Here is a 17535-nt window from a genome sequence, read left to right as displayed (position 1 = left end):
ACTTTTTTACATGTAATAAACAATGGCGATGTATTGGAGTGCGGACGCAGCTAGGATAAAGAGATGCCAAATCATGTGGAAATAAGGTTTTTTCTTGGCGTAAAATCCAGCTCCAACTGTATAACAAAGTCCACCAGTTACCATGAGACTCCAGAAAATTGGCGTCGTTTGACTGATAATGGCAGGAATGATTGCTAGTACCAACCAGCCCATAATCAGGTAAAGAGCAAGGCTAAATTTCTCATTGACTTTTTTAGCAAAGATTTTATAGAGAATACCAAAGATAGTCGTTCCCCACTGAATGGCAATAATCAGATAACCAAACCAGTTATTCATTAAGGTTAAGACGACGGGCGTGTAAGAACCTGCGATAGCCACATAAATCATCGAATGGTCGATGATCCGCAAGACGTATTTGTGGGTTGAACCATAGGCCATAGAGTGGTAAATGGTGGATGATAGGAACATGAGAAAGAGACTAATAATGAAAATGGAAACGCCGATAGATGATAAAAATCCGTGTGCCTCATAACTATAGGTGGATGAAATGGGGAGTAAGATGAGCATGATGACTGCACCTACAGCATGGGTCACACTATTAGCAATCTCCTCTCCGAAACTGAGTTGTTTGCTGAGCTTTAGGCTTGTATTCATTAGATTTCCTCCTCTTGAGTATGATGGATTAAGGCTAGAGTTTGATGATAGAGTTTAACGGTTTGGCAGCTACTTTGGATAATGGGGTTAGCTGGATCAACTCCTTGGTTCATGTAGTCCACAAAAGCATCGTAGAGTTGCTCTGAACTTGCTTGACTTTGTAGAGTATTAAGTGTCTGGGCTATTTCTTGAATAGAGAATACCGACTTGAGGGTTGTGATAGCAATCAGACGGGCAATCTGTTGGCGTTGGTATTTTTTCTTGTCAGGCTTTGTCAGGTAACCATGTTTCACATAATTATTGACCATAGATGCTGTTAGACCTTTGTCTTTATCAGGAGAAATAGGGGCGCAGACCTGATTGACATAGAGCAAAACCTGGTCCAGATAGAGGTCGATGTTTGGAATTTCTGCCCATTTGGGGTAGGAAAAGGTAGTTTTCATTTTCAACTCCTTTTTATCTAGTTTTAATAACTAGATTATAAAATAACAAAAACAGAAAGTCAAGTTTTAACTGCTTGTAGAAAGACTTAAATTATGCTATGATGGGAGAAACTAGTCAGAAATGAGGAGAAAAGATGGAGATTCGTTTAGCTTTTCCAAATGAAGTAGATGCCATCATGCAGGTGATGGAAGATGCTAAAAAATATTTAGCAGATGCTGGTAGTGACCAGTGGCAAAATGGCTATCCAAATGCTGATATTATTATTGAAGATATTATCTCAGGTCAAGCCTACGTAGCCTTGGAAGAGGGAGAACTACTAGCTTATGCAGCTGTGACCAAGAGTCCAGAGGCAGCCTATGAAGCCATTTATGAAGGCAACTGGCAAGCTGGAGAGTCAGAGTACCTGGTCTTTCACCGTATTGCTGTGGCAGCAGATGTCCAGGGACAGGGAGTTGCTCAAACCTTTTTAGAGGGCTTGATTGAAGGTTTTGACTATCTAGATTTTCGCTCAGATACGCATGCTGAAAATAAGGTTATGCAACATATTTTTGAAAAACTTGGTTTTAAACGGGTTGGAAAGGTTCCAGTTGATGGCGAACGCTTGGCCTATCAAAAATTGAAGAAATAATGCAAAAGAAGTACGTAAAAATGCTCTACTTTTCGCCAATAGGAACCTTGTCTTTGGTTGCCGACGAGCAATATCTGTATGGCATTTGGGTGCAGGAGCAGAAGCATTTTGAGAGGGGACTAGGAGATGAGACGATAGAAGCAGTTGTTAGTCATCCCATTTTAGACCCAGTTATTGCTTGCTTAGATGATTATTTTAAAGGCAAGTCTCAGGATTTATCCAACTTGCCCTTGGCTCCAATCGGAACGGATTTTGAAAAGAAAGTTTGGTCCTATTTACAGGAAATTCCTTATGGTCAGACAGTGACCTATGGACAAATAGCGAAAGACCTACAAGTGGCTTCTGCTCAAGCAATTGGTGGAGCAGTAGGACGCAATCCTTGGTCTATCCTAGTACCTTGTCATCGTGTGCTGGGAGCGGACAAGCGTTTGACAGGCTATGCTGCAGGAGTAGAAAAGAAAGTTTGGCTCTTGGAGCATGAAGGCGCAGATTTTAAAGATATAAAATAGAAAGTGAAACACATGTTAGAATTTATCGAATACCCAAAATGTTCAACTTGTAAAAAAGCAAAACAAGAATTAAACCAACTCGGTGTGGACTACAAAGCTGTTCATATCGTCGAAGAAACACCTAGCCAAGAAGTCATTTTAAACTGGCTAGAAACCTCGGGTTTTGAGTTGAAGCAATTTTTCAACACCAGTGGAATCAAATACCGTGAATTGGGGCTGAAAGATAAGGTAGGAAGTCTGTCAAACCAAGAAGCAGCTGAGTTGCTAGCAAGTGACGGTATGTTGTTAAAACGCCCCATTTTAGTAGAAAATGGAATTGTTAAGCAAATCGGTTATCGAAAACCTTATGAAGAATTGGGACTGAAATAGTTTTTATCTATCTCTTTGATAGATAAAATATATAGCCTCCCTGTTTCAAAGTATGATAAACTAGTAGGTAGACAAAGTCTGTACCTGACCGTAGCAAATAATTTCATTGACGGCAGAAGTATGGTAGAATGAATCATTATCAGGAGAGGATGTTTTTATGAATGTTACAACGATTTTAGCATCAGATTGGTACCAAAACTTGATGCAATTGATTCCGGATGGCAAACTTTTTAGCTTGCGTTCGGTCTTTGATGGAATTCCGAGAATTGTCCAACAACTTCCAACAACGATTATGTTGACAATTGGTGGTGCTCTTTTTGGCTTGGTTTTGGCACTTCTTTTTGCCATTGTGAAAATCAATCGTGTCAAAATTTTATATCCCTTGCAGGCCTTCTTTGTTAGTTTCTTAAAAGGGACACCGATTTTGGTTCAACTCATGTTGACCTACTACGGAATCCCTTTGGCTTTGAAAGCTCTCAATCAGCAATGGGGAACTGGTTTCAATATCAATGCGATTCCAGCCGCTGCTTTTGCAATTGTCGCCTTTGCCTTTAATGAGGCAGCTTATGCTAGTGAAACTATTCGTGCAGCCATTCTCTCAGTCAATCCTGGTGAGATTGAAGCAGCACGCAGTCTGGGGATGACCCGAGCACAAGTTTATCGTCGCGTGATTATTCCAAATGCAGCAGTTGTGGCGACTCCAACTTTAATCAATTCCCTAATCGGCTTGACCAAAGGGACTTCTCTAGCCTTCAGTGCGGGTGTTGTGGAAGTCTTTGCCCAAGCTCAGATTCTGGGTGGAGCTGATTATCGTTACTTTGAGCGCTTCATCTCTGTTGCCCTTGTTTATTGGGTAGTCAATATCGGAATTGAAAGCCTCGGTCGTTTCATCGAGAGAAAAATGGCTATTTCTGCACCCGATACAGTCCAAACAGATGTGAAAGGAGACCTTCGTTAATGATTAAGATTTCGAATTTAAGCAAATCCTTTTCAGGACAGACTGTCTTGGATCATCTGAACTTGGATATTCAAAAAGGGGAAGTAGTAGCCTTGATTGGTTCTTCAGGAGCTGGAAAATCAACTTTTCTTCGTAGTCTCAATTATCTTGAAACACCTGACAGTGGCTCTATTCAGATTGATGATTTCTCAGTTGATTTTTCTAAAATCACTCAAGAAGAAATCCTTGCCCTTCGTCGTAAGCTGTCTATGGTTTTTCAGCAGTTTAATTTGTTTGAGCGCCGTACAGCACTTGATAATGTGAAAGAAGGCTTGGTTGTTGTCAAGAAATTATCTGACCAAGAAGCAACCAAGATTGCCAAGGAAGAGTTGGCTAAGGTTGGGCTTTCTGACCGTGAAAACCATTACCCTCGCCATTTATCAGGTGGACAGAAGCAACGGGTTGCCTTGGCGCGTGCACTTGCGATGAAACCAGATGTCTTGCTCTTAGACGAACCAACTTCAGCCCTTGATCCAGAATTGGTCGGCGAAGTAGAAAAGTCTATTGCAGATGCTGCTAAGTCAGGTCAAACCATGATTTTGGTTAGTCATGACATGTCCTTTGTAGCTCAAGTTGCGGATAAGATTCTCTTCCTAGATAAGGGGAAAATCATTGAGTCTGGAACACCGGATGAGATTATCCACCATCCTAAAGAAGAGCGAACAAAAGAATTCTTCGCTAGTTACAAACGGACTTATATTTGATATAATAGATAAAGAAAAACTCAGTTAGCTGGACTAGCTGAGTTTACTCTTTAAAAAAGATAGAAATGAGAGAAATCATGCTACTGCAACTATTTTCTTTATATTTCGAGAGTTTGATCTTGACCACCATCCTCGTCCTGATTTTTTTAGGGATTTGGATTGGACTGAGAGCCATGTCGGGAGTTGATAAGACAGCCAAGGCTCGCCAAGCCCATCTCTATGATATGGTTATGATTGGTGTTTTGGTTGTTCCAGTATTATCCTTTGCGGTTATGAGTTTAATTCTTGTTTTCAAGGCATAATCCTTGCGTGATTGACAAGAAAGAGTTAGAATAAAGATAGTTACAACAAGAAAGAAGGAAACTATATGTACGATACTATTATTATCGGTGCTGGACCTGCAGGTATGACTGCAGCCTTGTATGCTGCTCGAAGCAATCTGAAAGTAGCCTTGATTGAAGGTGGTCTGCCAGGTGGTCAGATGAATAATACATCTGATATTGAAAATTACCCTGGATACGCTAATATTAGTGGGCCAGAATTGGCAGAAAAGATGTTTGAACCGCTTGAAAATCTTGGTGTTGAGCACATTTATGGTTATGTTGAAAATGTCGAAGACCATGGTGATTTTAAGAAAGTGATGACTGATGACCAAACATATGAAACTCGTACCGTTATCGTAGCGACTGGCTCTAAACACCGTCCTTTGGGAGTACCTGGAGAAGAAGAACTGAACAGTCGTGGTGTTTCTTACTGTGCCGTGTGTGATGGTGCTTTCTTCCGTGACCAAGATTTGTTGGTAGTTGGTGGCGGAGATTCAGCTGTCGAAGAAGCCCTCTTCTTGACTCGTTTTGCTAAGACTGTTACCATTGTTCACCGTCGTGACCAACTTCGTGCCCAAAAGGTTTTACAAGACCGCGCCTTTGCGAATGAGAAAATCAGCTTTATCTGGGATTCTGTAGTGAAGGAAATCAAGGGTGAAAACAGAGTAGAATCTGTCGTTTTTGAAAATGTGAAAACAGGTCAAGTGACAGAACAAGCCTTCGGTGGTGTCTTTATCTATGTTGGATTGGATCCTCTTAGCGATTTTGTTAAAGAATTGAATATCCAAGATCAGGCAGGTTGGATTGTGACAGATAACCACATGAAAACTGCAGTTGACGGTATCTTTGCAGTTGGAGATGTTCGCCAGAAAGACCTTCGTCAAGTGACAACAGCAGTTGGAGATGGAGCTATCGCTGGTCAAGAAGCTTATAAATTTATCACAGAACATAGTTAATCATAAAAAAGTTTCCAATCAGATGACTGGAAACTTTTTTTATAGTCTATTTCGAAAAACTTCGTACATGAGAATGGCTGCAGCAACACTGGCATTGAGACTTTGAACATGTCCATTCATCGGAATGGTAATCATCTCATCGACCTGTTTTTTGATATTGCTAGAGATGCCTTTTCCTTCATTTCCGATGATGAGGGCAATTTTCCCTTTTGTATTCCACTTATGGCAAGGAGTACCGTTCATATCCGTTCCAAAGGTCCAGAAGCCTTCATCCTTGAGTTTGTCCAGAGTTTGGCTCAGATTGGTCACTCGAGCGATTGGAACGTGCTCAATAGCACCTGTGGCCGTTTTAGCAACGACAGGAGTAACTCCGACAGCACGGTGCTTGGGAATGATGACACCTGAAACATTGGTCGCATCAGCGGTTCTTAAGATGGAACCTAAGTTGTGAGGATCAGTTAACCCGTCCAGAATCAAAAGCAAAGGATTTTCTTCTTGGCGTGTTTTGGCAAGGATGTGATCCAGCTCGCTATAGGCAAATTCAGATACTCGTAGAACAAAACCTTGGTGAACAGCACCTTCAGTCATCTCAGAAAGGGATTTTTTTGAGGTCCAAGAAATGGACACCTTCTTTTCTGTAGCCAGTTCCTTGACTTTCTCAACGTTCTTACCTCGGAGATCTTCTTGGAGGTAGAGTTTGTTTCCAGTATTTGCAAGGAGGGCTTCTGTAACGGCGTGGACGCCATAGACAATATCATTTGTTTTCATGCCTCTATTATAACACAAAACCCCGTCTTGCAACGGGATTTTCTTTATTCTAGAATTAGTAAACCATCTTTAACTGCAAATGGGTCTTTTTCATTGATACGATCGTAAAACATGATTCCGTTAATGTGGTCAATTTCATGCTGAACAACGATGGAGTTGTAGCCTTTGAGTTTGATACGGTGTTTTTCTCCATCCTTGTCAAAGTAGTCAACAGTAACGCGGGCATGGCGAACAACATAGCCAGGTACGTTGCGGTCAACAGAAAGGCACCCTTCTCCTTCGCCAAGAGCAGCGTCTTGAACAGAGTGAGAGACGATTTTTGGATTGTACATAATAGCTTGCAAGTCGTAAGCTTCCTGTGGAGTTTCGCCTTCTTCGACAATGTTTGGCACCAAAACAGCGATAATACGTTTTGAGATATCCAATTGAGGAGCAGCAAGTCCAACTCCACCGCGGAGCCCCATTTTTTCAGCCATGACAGGATCTTGGGAATGTTTGAGGAATTGCATCATCTTTTCGCCAAGAATGATTTCTTGATCAGATAGGGGGAAAGTGACTTCCTCAGCAACCGCACGTAGAGTAGGATTTCCCTCGCGGATAATATCGTTCATATCAATTAAGTGAGCAGCTTTTGTAATACGTTCTATTGCAGACATTTTCTCTCCTTTCATTACCTCTACATGATATCACAAAATGACAAGGATTGAAAGCATTACGGCATCGAGCTTTTATAGAAAATGCCTACTAGGTTCGATTCAATTGTGAAAGAATTAGTTATCTGTGATATAATAAAAAGAAAAGGCTTGCATTAGAAAGTAGGGAGGGTGAAGATGCAAAGAAGACAAGATAGACATAAACGTGGACCAGTTTTTCGTTTTATGAGGGTTTTTGTAAACTTTTTTAGGAGTTACCGCAAGTGGAGTAATAAGGGATTTGTGGCGATACTCTTGCTAGCAGTTGCTTTATCAATGGGTTTGGTCTTGTTGTTTGAAAGCTTCCAAGGAATCCCCTTGACCAGTCAAAAAAAGGATGCCATTTCTCAAGAAGCAAATAAGACGAATAAAAATGCTAAAGATCAGGAAGAAGAAACAAGTGCTCGTATCATGGCCCATGGAGATTTACTTTACCATGATATTATCTATATGTCAGCTAAAAAGGAAGATGGCAGCTATGATTTTCATGAGAATTTTGAATACGTAACTCCTTGGCTTAAGCAGGCAGATTTGGCTATAGGTGATTTTGAAGGGACCATTAATAAAGATCATTATCTAGCTGGCTATCCTTTATTTAATGCTCCTGGTCAAGTAATGGATGCTATTAAAGATGCTGGGTATCATGTTTTAGATTTAGCCCATAATCATGTTTTAGATTCGCAAATTGAAGGAGTCATTTCAACGGCAGATGCAATTGAAAAGGCAGGAATGACACCTATTGGAGTTTATACGCACGAGTCACGTGATCAAGCTCCGCTCGTTATCAAGGAAGTGAACGGTATCAAGGTTGCACTTTTGGCTTATTCTTATGGATTTAATGGAATTGAGCAAAGTATTTCTCAAGAAGATTATAACCGCTATCTTTCAGACCTAAACGAAGATAAGATGAAGGCTGAAATTGAGCGTGCAGAGAAGGAAGCGGATATTACTGTTATCATGCCTCAGATGGGTGTTGAGTATCGCATAGAACCGACTGAAGAGCAAAAGGCTTTGTACCACAAGATGATTGATTGGGGAGCGGATATTATCTTTGGAGGCCATCCACACGTAGTTGAACCATCTGAGATTGTTGAAAAAGATGGAGACAAGAAACTCATTATCTATTCAATGGGGAACTTCATTTCTAACCAACGTATTGAAACAATGACTGGTGTAGACAATGCTAAGTGGACAGAGCGTGGTGTTCTTATGGATGTAACTGTCAAGAAAAAAGATGGACAAACAACTATTGAAACAGCTAAAGCTCATCCTACTTGGGTCAATCGAACACCAAAAGGAACTTTTTCACCAGAAGGATATCCCCTATATCATTACCAAACCTATATCTTAGAAGACTTTATCGAGGGTGGTAGTCATCGTGATCAATTAGATGAAGCGACTAAGGAACGAATTGATACAGCCTATAAAGAAATGAATGAACATGTAGGGTTGAAGTGGGATTAACTTGAATTCAGAGGAAAGTAAATGACGATTAAAGTAATTGCGACCGATATGGATGGGACCTTGCTGGATGCTAGAGGCCAGCTTGATCTTCCACGCTTGGAAAAGATTTTAGATCAGTTGGATCAAAGGGGCATTCGTTTTGTCATTGCGACAGGGAATGAAATTCATCGCATGAGGCAACTACTGGAGCACTTGGTGGATCGAGTGGTTCTGGTGGTTGCCAACGGTGCTCGTATTTTTGAAAACAATGAACTGATTCAGGCTCAGACTTGGGATGATGTCATTGTCGATAAGGCCTTGGCTTATTTCGAGGGTCGATCGTGTCAGGATCAGTTTGTTGTAACGGGGATGAAGGGTGGTTTCGTCAAAGAAGGTACGATTTTTACAGACCTTGAAAGTTTTATGACTCCAGAAATGATTGAAAAATTCTACCAACGGATGCAATTTGTGGATGAATTAACCTCTGACCTCTTTGGTGGTGTTCTCAAGATGAGTATGGTTGTTGGTGAGGAACGTTTGAATTCAGTCTTAGCAGAGATTAATGACCTCTTTGATGGCCATGTCAGGGCTGTATCGAGTGGCTATGGTTGTATTGATATCCTCCAAGCTGGGATTCATAAAGCATGGGGCTTAGAAGAATTACTCAAGCGCTGGGACTTGAACCCCCAACAAATCATGGCTTTTGGTGACAGTGAAAATGATGTTGAAATGCTTGAAATGGCTGGAATTGCCTATGCGATGGAAAATGCTGATGATAAAGCCAAAGCTGTGGCGACGGCTCTAGCGCCAGCTAATAGCCAAGGAGGAGTTTATCAAGTCTTGGAAAACTGGTTAGAAAAAGGAGAATGAAGTGGCAGTACAGTTATTAGAAAATTGGTTACTAAAGGAACAAGGCAAAATCCAAACCAAGTATCGTCACTTAAATCAAGTTTCTGTTCTAGAGCCAGACATTCTTTTTATTGGGGATTCCATTGTCGAATATTATCCTCTGCAGGAGTTGTTTGGAACTGCAAAGACGATTGTCAATCGAGGCATTCGAGGTTATCAGACAGGGCTGTTATTAGAAAATCTAGATGCGCATCTGTACGGTGGAGCAGTAGATAAAATTGTCCTTTTGATTGGGACAAATGATATCGGAAAAGATGTGCCTGTGAATGAGGCTCTCAATAATCTCGAAGCTATCATACAGTCTATTGCTCGCGATTATCCATTGACAGAGATGAAATTGCTTTCTATTTTGCCAGTCAATGAGGGAGATGAGTACAAGCAGACAGTCTATATCCGCACGAATGAAAAAATCCAGAAATGGAATCAAGCCTATCAAGAGCTTGCTTCGGCCTATATGCAGGTGGAATTTGTGCCAGTTTTTGATAGTTTGACAGACCAGGTAGGCCAACTCAAAAAAGATTATACAACTGATGGGTTGCACCTTAGTGTTACTGGTTATCAGGTTTTGACTAAAGCTTTGAAAGACTATCTTGTGTAGTTAGTTGATTTCCTTTTTGCATTTTCGTGTTAGATAAGGTATAATGGTTTTACTATCTTTTGGGGTCGTTACGGATTCGACAGGCATTATGAGGCATATTTTGCGACTCGTGTGGCGACGTAAACGCTCAGTTAAATATAACTGCAAAAAATAACACTTCTTACGCTCTAGCTGCCTAAAAACCAGCAGGCGTGACCCGATTTGGATTGCTCGTGTTCAATGACAGGTCTTATTATTAGCGAGATACGATCAAGTCTTGTCTAGCGGCTTGATAAGAGATTGATAGACTCGCGGTTTCTAGGCTTGAGTTATGTGTCGAGGGACTGTTAAACGAATACATAACCTATGGTTGTAGACAAATATGTTAGCAGATGTTTGGACGTGGGTTCGACTCCCACCGGCTCCATTGATAATTTACATTGTTTTGTAAATCTTTCTAAAACGTTGTTTTTACAACGTTTTTTATTTTGGCTCTTTGTCAACTGTAGTGGGTTGAAGAAAAGCTAAGATCGAGAAAGGACACATTTCGTCCTTTCTTTTTTGATATTGAGAGCGATAAAAATCCGTTTTTTGAAGTTTTCAAAGTTCCGAAAACCAAAGGCATTTCGCTTGATAAGTTTGATGAGATTATTGGTCGCTTCCAATTTGGCGTTGGAATAGGGTAGTTGAAGGGCGTTGACAATCTTTTCTTTATCCTTGAGGAAGGTTTTAAAGACAGTCTGAAAAAGAGGATGAACCTGCTTTAGATTGTCCTCAATAAGTCCGAAGAATTTGTCTGGCTCCTTGTTCTGAAAGTGAAAAAGTAAGAGCTGATAGAGATTGTAGTGGTGTCTCAAGTCTTCTGAATAGCTCAAAAGCTTGTCTAGAATTTCTTTATTTGTTAAGTGCATGCGAAAAGTAGGGCGATAAAAACGTTTATCACTGAGTTTACGACTATCCTGCTGTATGAGCTTCCAGTAGCGCTTGATGGCTTTGTATTCATGGGATTTTCGCTCAAATTGATTCATGATTTGGACACGAACACGACTCATAGCACGGCTTAAGTGTTGTACAATGTGAAATCGATCTAGAACGATTTTAGCACATGGAAAAAGCTGTTTAGCCAAGGCATAATAAGGACTAAACATATCCATCGTAATGATTTTCACCTGACAACGAACAGCTCGCTCGTAGCGCAGAAAGTGATTTCGTATGATAGCCTGTGTTCTGCCTTCAAGAACAGTGATGATGTTAAGATTATCAAAATCTTGTGCAATGAAACTCATCTTTCCCTTGGTAAAGGCATACTCGTCCCAAGACATAATCTCTGGAAGACGAGAAAAATCATGCTTAAAACGGAAGTCATTAAGCTTGCGAATGACAGTTGAAGTTGAAATAGCCAGTTGATGAGCGATATCGGTCATAGAAGTTTTTTCAATCAATTTTTGCGCAATTTTTTGGTTGATAATACGAGGAATTTGGTGATTTTTCTCGACGAGAGAGGTCTGTGAGACCATCATTTTAGAGCAATGATAGCACTTGAAACGACGCTTTTTAAGGAGGATTCTGGTAGGCATACCAGTTGTTTCAAGGTAAGGAATTTTCGATGGTTTTTGGAAGTCATATTTCTTCATTTGACTTCCACATTCAGGACAAGATGGGGCCTCATAATCCAGTTTAGCGATGATTTCCTTGTGGGTATCTCTATTAACAACATCCATAATTTGGACATTAGGGTCTTTGATATCGAGTAGTTTTGTGATAAAATGTAATGGTTCCATATGATTCTTTCTAATGAGTTGTTTCGTCGCTTTTCATTATAGGTCATATGGGACTTTTTTTCTACACAAAAATAGGCTCCATAATATCTATAGGGGATTTACCCACTACAAATATTATAGAGCCTTTATTTTATTCTTTGGTATTCTTTTGCAAAAAAAGAATACAACATTTTGTTGTATCCTAAATATTAAATCAAGTCCTGAATTTTCTTAAGTTTTTATCATATTTTCTGTTATAATTAAGGTGCCTTAAGAAAAATAATGAAAAAACTAAATGTTTTTCATATAGTTTTCATTTTTGTGTTATAATTAAGGTGCCTTAAGAAAAATATTAAGGTGCCTTAAGAAAAATAATGAAAAAACTAAATGTTTTTCATATAGTTTTCATTGTTTTAATAGTTTAAAGTCAATCTTATTTTTCTCTAATAGAAAATAATGAAAAAGTAGGTTTAGAAAGAGGTAAGTATCTATGTCTCCTCATAAAAAAGTGTCACTCTCTGAGATTAATCAATCTATCGATACTCCAAATAACAATCATTTCTGGCAAAATTTAAATGCCTTTTTAGGTCCGGGTGCTCTTGTCGCAGTTGGTTATATGGATCCAGGAAACTGGATTACCAGTGTAGTCGGTGGTGCTTCCTATAAGTATAGTCTCTTGTTTGTTATCTTGATTTCATCTCTCATTGCCATGCAACTTCAGCAGATGGCAGGAAAGCTTGGTATTGTAACCCAGATGGACCTGGCTCAAGCAACGGCTCATCATTCACCTAAATGGCTTCGTTATAGTCTATGGGTGATTTTAGAATTAGCCTTGATGGCGACAGATCTGGCAGAAGTTCTAGGTTCAGCGATTGCTCTCAATCTTCTCTTTAAGATTCCGATTATGATAGCCATCCTTTTGACGGTTCTAGATGTCTTTCTCTTATTGCTTTTGATGAAATTTGGCTTTAAGAAGATAGAAGCTATTGTGACAACACTGATTTTAACGATTTTAGCAATCTTTACTTATCTGGTAGCTTTATCAAATCCAAGTTTCCAAGGAATCGCTGAGGGTTATTTACCCAATTCGACCTTATTTGAGAGTCCTTTGCCAGGTCATGAAAGTCAATTAACTTTAGCTCTGGGGATTGTAGGTGCGACGGTTATGCCTCATAACCTCTATTTGCATTCTTCCTTGTCTCAAACTCGGAAAATCAATCACAAGGACAAGGATGATGTTCGAAAAGCGGTGCGCTTTATGACCTGGGATTCAAATCTCCAATTATCCTTGGCCTTTGTGGTTAACTCCCTTCTATTAATTCTCGGGGCGGCTCTCTTTTTCGGCCATGCATCTGAGATTTCTGCCTTCTCTCAAATGTATAATGCCTTGCAGGATTCTACTATTGCAGGAGCTATAGCTAGCTCGACCTTATCAACCTTGTTTGCCTTGGCTTTATTAGCCAGTGGTCAAAATTCGACAATTACGGGTACCTTGACTGGACAAATCGTTATGGAAGGTTTCTTGCATATGAGATTACCTCAATGGTTCATTCGTTTGGCAACTCGTCTCTTTGCTTTGTTGCCTGTCATGATTGTAGCGGTTCTGTTTGGTCATCAGGAAAAAACATTGGATCAGTTATTGGTTTATTCACAAGTCTTTCTTTCGATTGCTCTTCCATTTTCAATCTTCCCACTGATTTATCTAACTTCTAAGAAATCACTGATGGGAGAATTTACCAATGCCAAATGGAATACCATCCTTGGCTATATCGTTTCCATTATCTTAACAATTCTCAATGTGAAATTGTTATTTGATATTTTCTAAGAAATTCACCCGAGTTATAAAACAAGCATATAAGAAAAAAGATACCCAAGATTTCTTGGGTATCTTTTTTAAAATAAACGGAAGACATGGGATTCGAACCCACGCACGCTGTTACACGCCTACCGCGTTTCCAACACGGCCTCTTAAGCCTCTTGAGTAATCTTCCAATACTTACTCAAATAGTCTACCATAAAGGCTCTCATCTTGCAATAAAAATTCTAGAAATAAGAAAAATGATAGATTGTGAAAGAAAATGATAAAAAATGCTTGACTTTGAAAGAAAGTATGATAGAATGAATAGTGTAAACGATAACAGGAGGTGATTCAGTGTTAAAAACAGAGCGGAAACAACTGATTTTAGAGGAGTTGAATCAACATCATGTAGTCTCTCTAGAAAAATTAGTTAGTTTGCTAGAAACGTCAGAATCAACGGTTCGAAGAGACTTGGATGAGTTGGAAGCGGAAAACAAGCTTCGTCGCGTGCATGGTGGAGCAGAATTGCCCCACTCCTTGCAGGAAGAGGAAACCATTCAAGAGAAATCTGTCAAAAACCTTCAAGAGAAGAAGTTGCTGGCTCAGAAAGCTGCCTCTCTCATCAAGGAACAAGATGTCATCTTTATCGACGCTGGAACAACAACTGCTTTTTTGATTCATGAATTGGTCAATAAAAATATTACTGTTGTGACCAACTCGATTCACCATGCAGCTCAGTTGGTTGAAAAGCAGATTCCAACGGTCATGGTTGGAGGAAGTGTCAAGATGGCAACAGATGCGAGCATCGGGGGCGTTGCTCTTAACCAGATTAACCAATTGCACTTTGACCGTGCCTTTATCGGGATGAATGGTGTGGACGATGGCTATTATACGACTCCTGATATGGAGGAGGGGGCTGTGAAGCGTGCTATTTTAGAGAATGCCAAACAGACCTACGTCTTAGTGGATTCGTCTAAAATTGGACAAACTTGCTTTGCCAAGGTAGCACCACTCAAACGAGCTATTGTTATCACAAGTCAAGGGCATGAGCTCTTGCAGGCTATTAAGGAGAAAACGGAGGTAATAGAAGTATGATTTATACAGTCACACTCAATCCATCCATTGACTATATCGTTCGTTTGGACCAAGTCCAAGTCGGTAGTGTCAATCGAATGGATAGTGATGATAAGTTTGCTGGAGGGAAAGGAATCAATGTCAGTCGTGTCTTGAAACGCTTGGATATTCCAAATACAGCGACTGGATTTATCGGAGGTTTTACTGGTAAATTTATCACAGATACTTTGGCTGATGAAGCAATCGAGACGCGTTTTGTCCAAGTGGCAGAAGATACTCGTATCAATGTCAAGATCAAAGCAGACCAAGAGACAGAAATCAACGGAACGGGTCCAAATGTCGAACCAGCCCAGTTAGAAGAATTGAAAGCTATTTTGTCTAGTTTAACAGCAGAAGATACAGTTGTCTTTGCTGGTTCAAGTGCTAAAAATCTAGGCAATGTTATCTATAAGGATTTGATTGCCTTGACGCGTCAGACGGGTGCGCAAGTCGTTTGTGATTTTGAAGGACAGACCTTGATTGATAGTTTGGACTACCAGCCACTCTTGGTTAAACCAAATAATCACGAACTTGGAGCTATCTTTGGAGTGAAACTCGAAAGTTTAGATGAAATTGAAAAATATGCTCGTGAGTTACTAGTTAAAGGTGCTCAAAACGTCATTATCTCTATGGCTGGTGACGGTGCCCTTCTTGTCACATCTGAGGGGGCTTACTTTGCTAAACCAATCAAAGGGACAGTCAAAAATTCAGTTGGGGCTGGTGATTCTATGGTCGCTGGATTTACAGGTGAATTTGTCAAATCCAAAGACGCAGTAGAAGCCTTCAAATGGGGAGTGGCTTGCGGAACGGCAACCACCTTCTCAGATGACTTGGCAACAGCAGAATTTATTAAAGAAACATATGAAAAAGTTGAGGTAGAAAAAAGATGAAAATTCAAGACCTATTGAGAAAAGATGTTATGTTGCTGGATTTGCAGGCAACTGAAAAAACAGCTGTCATCGAAGAGATGATTAAAAGCTTGACAGACCACGGTTATGTAACAGATTTTGAAACCTTTAAAGAAGGAATTTTGGCGCGTGAAGCCTTGACTTCTACTGGTTTAGGAGATGGTATCGCAATGCCTCACAGCAAAAACGCTGCTGTAAAAGAAGCGACTGTTCTCTTTGCTAAGTCAAACAAGGGTGTTGACTACGAGAGCTTGGATGGGCAACCAACAGACCTCTTCTTCATGATTGCGGCTCCAGAAGGTGCCAATGATACTCACTTAGCAGCCTTGGCAGAATTGTCCCAATACTTGATGAAAGACGGTTTTGCTGATAAACTTCGTCAAGCAATATCAGCTGACCAAGTTATCGAACTTTTTAACCAAGCTTCAGAAAAAACTGAAGAGCCTGTTCAAGTACCTGCTAATAACTCGGGTGACTTTATCGTAGCTGTTACAGCTTGTACGACAGGTATTGCCCACACTTACATGGCCCAAGAAGCCCTTCAAAAAGTGGCTGCTGAAATGGGTGTTGGGATCAAGGTTGAAACCAACGGTGCTAGCGGCGTTGGAAACCAACTAACTGCTGAAGACATCCGCAAGGCTAAAGCTGTTATCATCGCTGCAGACAAGGCGGTTGAGATGGATCGTTTCGATGGCAAACCATTGATCAATCGTCCAGTTGCTGACGGTATCCGTAAAACAGAAGAATTGATTAACTTGGCTCTTTCAGGAGATGCTGAAGTCTACCGTGCTGCTAATGGAGCAAAAGCTTCAACAGCAAGCAACGAAAAACAAAGCCTCGGTGGTGCCTTCTACAAACACTTGATGAGTGGTGTTTCTCAAATGTTGCCATTCGTAATCGGCGGTGGTATCATGATTGCCCTTGCCTTCTTAATTGACGGTGCTTTGGGTGTTCCAAATGAAAATCTTGGTAATCTTGGTTCCTACCATGAGCTAGCTTCTATGTTTATGAAAATTGGTGGAGCTGCCTTTGGTTTGATGCTCCCAGTCTTTGCAGGTTATGTTGCCTACTCTATCGCTGAAAAACCAGGTTTGGTAGCAGGTTTCGTGGCTGGTGCTATTGCCAAAGAAGGTTTTGCCTTTGGTAAAATTCCTTATGCCGCAGGTGGTGAAGCAACTTCAACTCTTGCAGGTGTCTCATCTGGTTTCCTAGGTGCCCTTGTTGGTGGATTTATCGCAGGTGCTTTAGTTCTTGCTATCAAGAAATACGTTAAAGTTCCTCGTTCACTCGAAGGTGCTAAATCAATTCTTCTCTTGCCACTTCTTGGAACAATCTTGACTGGATTTGTCATGCTAGCTGTGAATATCCCAATGGCAGCAATCAACACTGCTATGAATGACTTCCTAGGCGGTCTTGGAGGTGGTTCAGCTGTCCTTCTCGGTATCGTCCTTGGTGGAATGATGGCTGTTGACATGGGTGGACCAGTCAACAAAGCGGCTTATGTATTTGGTACAGGTACGCTTGCAGCGACTGTTTCTTCAGGTGGTTCTGTGGCTATGGCAGCAGTTATGGCTGGAGGAATGGTGCCACCACTTGCCATCTTTGTCGCAACTCTTCTCTTTAAAGACAAATTTACTAAGGAAGAACGCAACTCTGGTTTGACAAACATCATCATGGGCTTGTCATTTATCACTGAGGGAGCGATTCCGTTTGGTGCAGCTGACCCAGCTCGTGCGATCCCAAGCTTCATCCTTGGTTCAGCAGTAGCAGGTGGACTCGTTGGTCTTACTGGTATCAAACTAATGGCGCCACACGGAGGAATCTTCGTTATCGCCCTTACTTCTAATGCTCTTCTTTACCTCGTGTCTGTCTTGGTAGGAGCAATCGTAAGTGGTGTAGTCTATGGTTACCTACGCAAACCACAAGCATAAAAAATAGAAAAATGAAAAGATTGTACCGTTTGGTGCAGTCTTTTTCTCTTTC

At 40.7% G+C, this 17535-nt stretch carries 19 protein-coding genes, 1 tRNA gene and 1 other RNA gene; 15 read left to right on the top strand and 6 right to left on the bottom strand.

The window, feature by feature from the left end; translation table 11 throughout:
• Window positions 1–6: 6 nt before the first annotated feature.
• Both trhA and KB197_RS07245 read right to left on the bottom strand, forming a co-directional pair.
• Window positions 7–654, bottom strand: a complete 648-nt coding sequence (gene trhA, locus KB197_RS07250; protein ID WP_212573835.1) for a PAQR family membrane homeostasis protein TrhA — start codon at window positions 652–654, stop codon at window positions 7–9.
• The gene (locus KB197_RS07245; protein WP_045607173.1) at window positions 654–1097 is read right to left on the bottom strand and encodes a DUF1836 domain-containing protein; all 444 of its coding nucleotides are present in this window, start codon (window positions 1095–1097) and stop codon (window positions 654–656) included. Before KB197_RS07245 ends, trhA begins: the two co-directional genes overlap by 1 nt.
• A gap of 134 nt (window positions 1098–1231) precedes the next feature.
• Here KB197_RS07245 and KB197_RS07240 point away from each other — a divergent pair, with 134 nt between their 5' ends.
• The 7 genes from KB197_RS07240 (at window position 1232) to trxB (ending at window position 5584) form a co-directional block, all read left to right on the top strand.
• Window positions 1232–1726, top strand: coding sequence for a GNAT family N-acetyltransferase (locus KB197_RS07240; protein ID WP_212573834.1), 495 nt, complete (start codon window positions 1232–1234; stop codon window positions 1724–1726).
• Window positions 1726–2235 carry a methylated-DNA--[protein]-cysteine S-methyltransferase gene (locus KB197_RS07235; RefSeq protein ID WP_064276898.1) on the top strand — a complete coding sequence of 170 codons (510 nt, stop codon included), beginning with the start codon at window positions 1726–1728 and terminating at the stop codon, window positions 2233–2235. Before KB197_RS07240 ends, KB197_RS07235 begins: the two co-directional genes overlap by 1 nt.
• Window positions 2236–2247: 12 nt before the next feature.
• On the top strand, window positions 2248–2604 hold the full coding sequence (locus tag KB197_RS07230; RefSeq protein WP_045607167.1) for an arsenate reductase family protein: 357 nt from the start codon (window positions 2248–2250) through the stop codon (window positions 2602–2604).
• 157 nt (window positions 2605–2761) lie between these two features.
• Window positions 2762–3562: an amino acid ABC transporter permease gene (locus tag KB197_RS07225; protein ID WP_020901891.1), complete on the top strand. Its 801-nt coding sequence runs from the start codon at window positions 2762–2764 to the stop codon at window positions 3560–3562.
• Window positions 3562–4305 carry an amino acid ABC transporter ATP-binding protein gene (locus KB197_RS07220; RefSeq protein WP_000590982.1) on the top strand — a complete coding sequence of 248 codons (744 nt, stop codon included), beginning with the start codon at window positions 3562–3564 and terminating at the stop codon, window positions 4303–4305. Before KB197_RS07225 ends, KB197_RS07220 begins: the two co-directional genes overlap by 1 nt.
• A 77-nt stretch (window positions 4306–4382) precedes the next feature.
• Entirely contained in the window at window positions 4383–4607 is a 225-nt protein-coding gene (locus tag KB197_RS07215) for a DUF4059 family protein (RefSeq protein ID WP_192855166.1), read from the top strand.
• Window positions 4608–4672: 65 nt separating this feature from the next.
• Entirely contained in the window at window positions 4673–5584 is a 912-nt protein-coding gene (gene trxB / locus KB197_RS07210; RefSeq protein ID WP_000272299.1) for a thioredoxin-disulfide reductase, read from the top strand.
• Window positions 5585–5623: 39 nt separating this feature from the next.
• On the opposite strand, the gene rlmB is transcribed toward trxB, so the two are convergent.
• The gene (gene rlmB, locus KB197_RS07205) at window positions 5624–6352 is read right to left on the bottom strand and encodes a 23S rRNA (guanosine(2251)-2'-O)-methyltransferase RlmB (protein WP_000855742.1); all 729 of its coding nucleotides are present in this window, start codon (window positions 6350–6352) and stop codon (window positions 5624–5626) included.
• Between the two features lie 44 nt (window positions 6353–6396).
• Complete coding sequence (gene def / locus KB197_RS07200; RefSeq protein ID WP_001272956.1) at window positions 6397–7008, bottom strand: peptide deformylase; 612 nt, start codon at window positions 7006–7008, stop codon at window positions 6397–6399.
• Between the two features lie 174 nt (window positions 7009–7182).
• Here def and KB197_RS07195 point away from each other — a divergent pair, with 174 nt between their 5' ends.
• The 4 genes from KB197_RS07195 (at window position 7183) to ssrA (ending at window position 10403) form a co-directional block, all read left to right on the top strand.
• Complete coding sequence (locus KB197_RS07195; protein ID WP_082888156.1) at window positions 7183–8508, top strand: CapA family protein; 1326 nt, start codon at window positions 7183–7185, stop codon at window positions 8506–8508.
• Window positions 8509–8529: 21 nt separating this feature from the next.
• On the top strand, window positions 8530–9357 hold the full coding sequence (locus KB197_RS07190) for an HAD family hydrolase (RefSeq protein WP_064276894.1): 828 nt from the start codon (window positions 8530–8532) through the stop codon (window positions 9355–9357).
• Window position 9358: 1 nt separating this feature from the next.
• Window positions 9359–9994 carry an SGNH/GDSL hydrolase family protein gene (locus tag KB197_RS07185; protein ID WP_064276893.1) on the top strand — a complete coding sequence of 212 codons (636 nt, stop codon included), beginning with the start codon at window positions 9359–9361 and terminating at the stop codon, window positions 9992–9994.
• A gap of 61 nt (window positions 9995–10055) precedes the next feature.
• Window positions 10056–10403, top strand: a transfer-messenger RNA (tmRNA) gene (ssrA, locus tag KB197_RS07180).
• A 94-nt stretch (window positions 10404–10497) separates the two neighbouring features.
• On the opposite strand, the gene KB197_RS07175 is transcribed toward ssrA, so the two are convergent.
• Entirely contained in the window at window positions 10498–11754 is a 1257-nt protein-coding gene (locus KB197_RS07175) for an ISL3 family transposase (RefSeq protein WP_212574075.1), read from the bottom strand.
• A gap of 469 nt (window positions 11755–12223) precedes the next feature.
• Here KB197_RS07175 and KB197_RS07170 point away from each other — a divergent pair, with 469 nt between their 5' ends.
• Window positions 12224–13558, top strand: coding sequence for an Nramp family divalent metal transporter (locus KB197_RS07170; protein WP_212574069.1), 1335 nt, complete (start codon window positions 12224–12226; stop codon window positions 13556–13558).
• A 78-nt stretch (window positions 13559–13636) separates the two neighbouring features.
• Here the strand turns inward: KB197_RS07170 and KB197_RS07165 are convergent.
• Window positions 13637–13724: transfer RNA gene (locus KB197_RS07165), tRNA-Ser, on the bottom strand.
• 161 nt (window positions 13725–13885) lie between these two features.
• Here KB197_RS07165 and KB197_RS07160 point away from each other — a divergent pair.
• From KB197_RS07160 to KB197_RS07150, 3 genes are read left to right on the top strand one after another with little or no spacing between them, the layout of a single operon-like run.
• Entirely contained in the window at window positions 13886–14626 is a 741-nt protein-coding gene (locus tag KB197_RS07160) for a DeoR/GlpR family DNA-binding transcription regulator (protein ID WP_000920651.1), read from the top strand.
• On the top strand, window positions 14623–15534 hold the full coding sequence (pfkB, locus tag KB197_RS07155) for a 1-phosphofructokinase (RefSeq protein ID WP_064276887.1): 912 nt from the start codon (window positions 14623–14625) through the stop codon (window positions 15532–15534). Before KB197_RS07160 ends, pfkB begins: the two co-directional genes overlap by 4 nt.
• Window positions 15531–17483, top strand: coding sequence for a fructose-specific PTS transporter subunit EIIC (locus tag KB197_RS07150; protein ID WP_212574070.1), 1953 nt, complete (start codon window positions 15531–15533; stop codon window positions 17481–17483). Before pfkB ends, KB197_RS07150 begins: the two co-directional genes overlap by 4 nt.
• Window positions 17484–17535: the final 52 nt, after the last annotated feature.

The sequence above is a fragment of the Streptococcus sp. 11-4097 genome, from assembly GCF_018215285.2.
Classification (GTDB): Bacteria; Bacillota; Bacilli; order Lactobacillales; family Streptococcaceae; genus Streptococcus.
The sequence above is the reverse complement of the archived record's forward strand: the minus strand, read 5'-3'. Positions and strand labels throughout refer to the sequence as shown.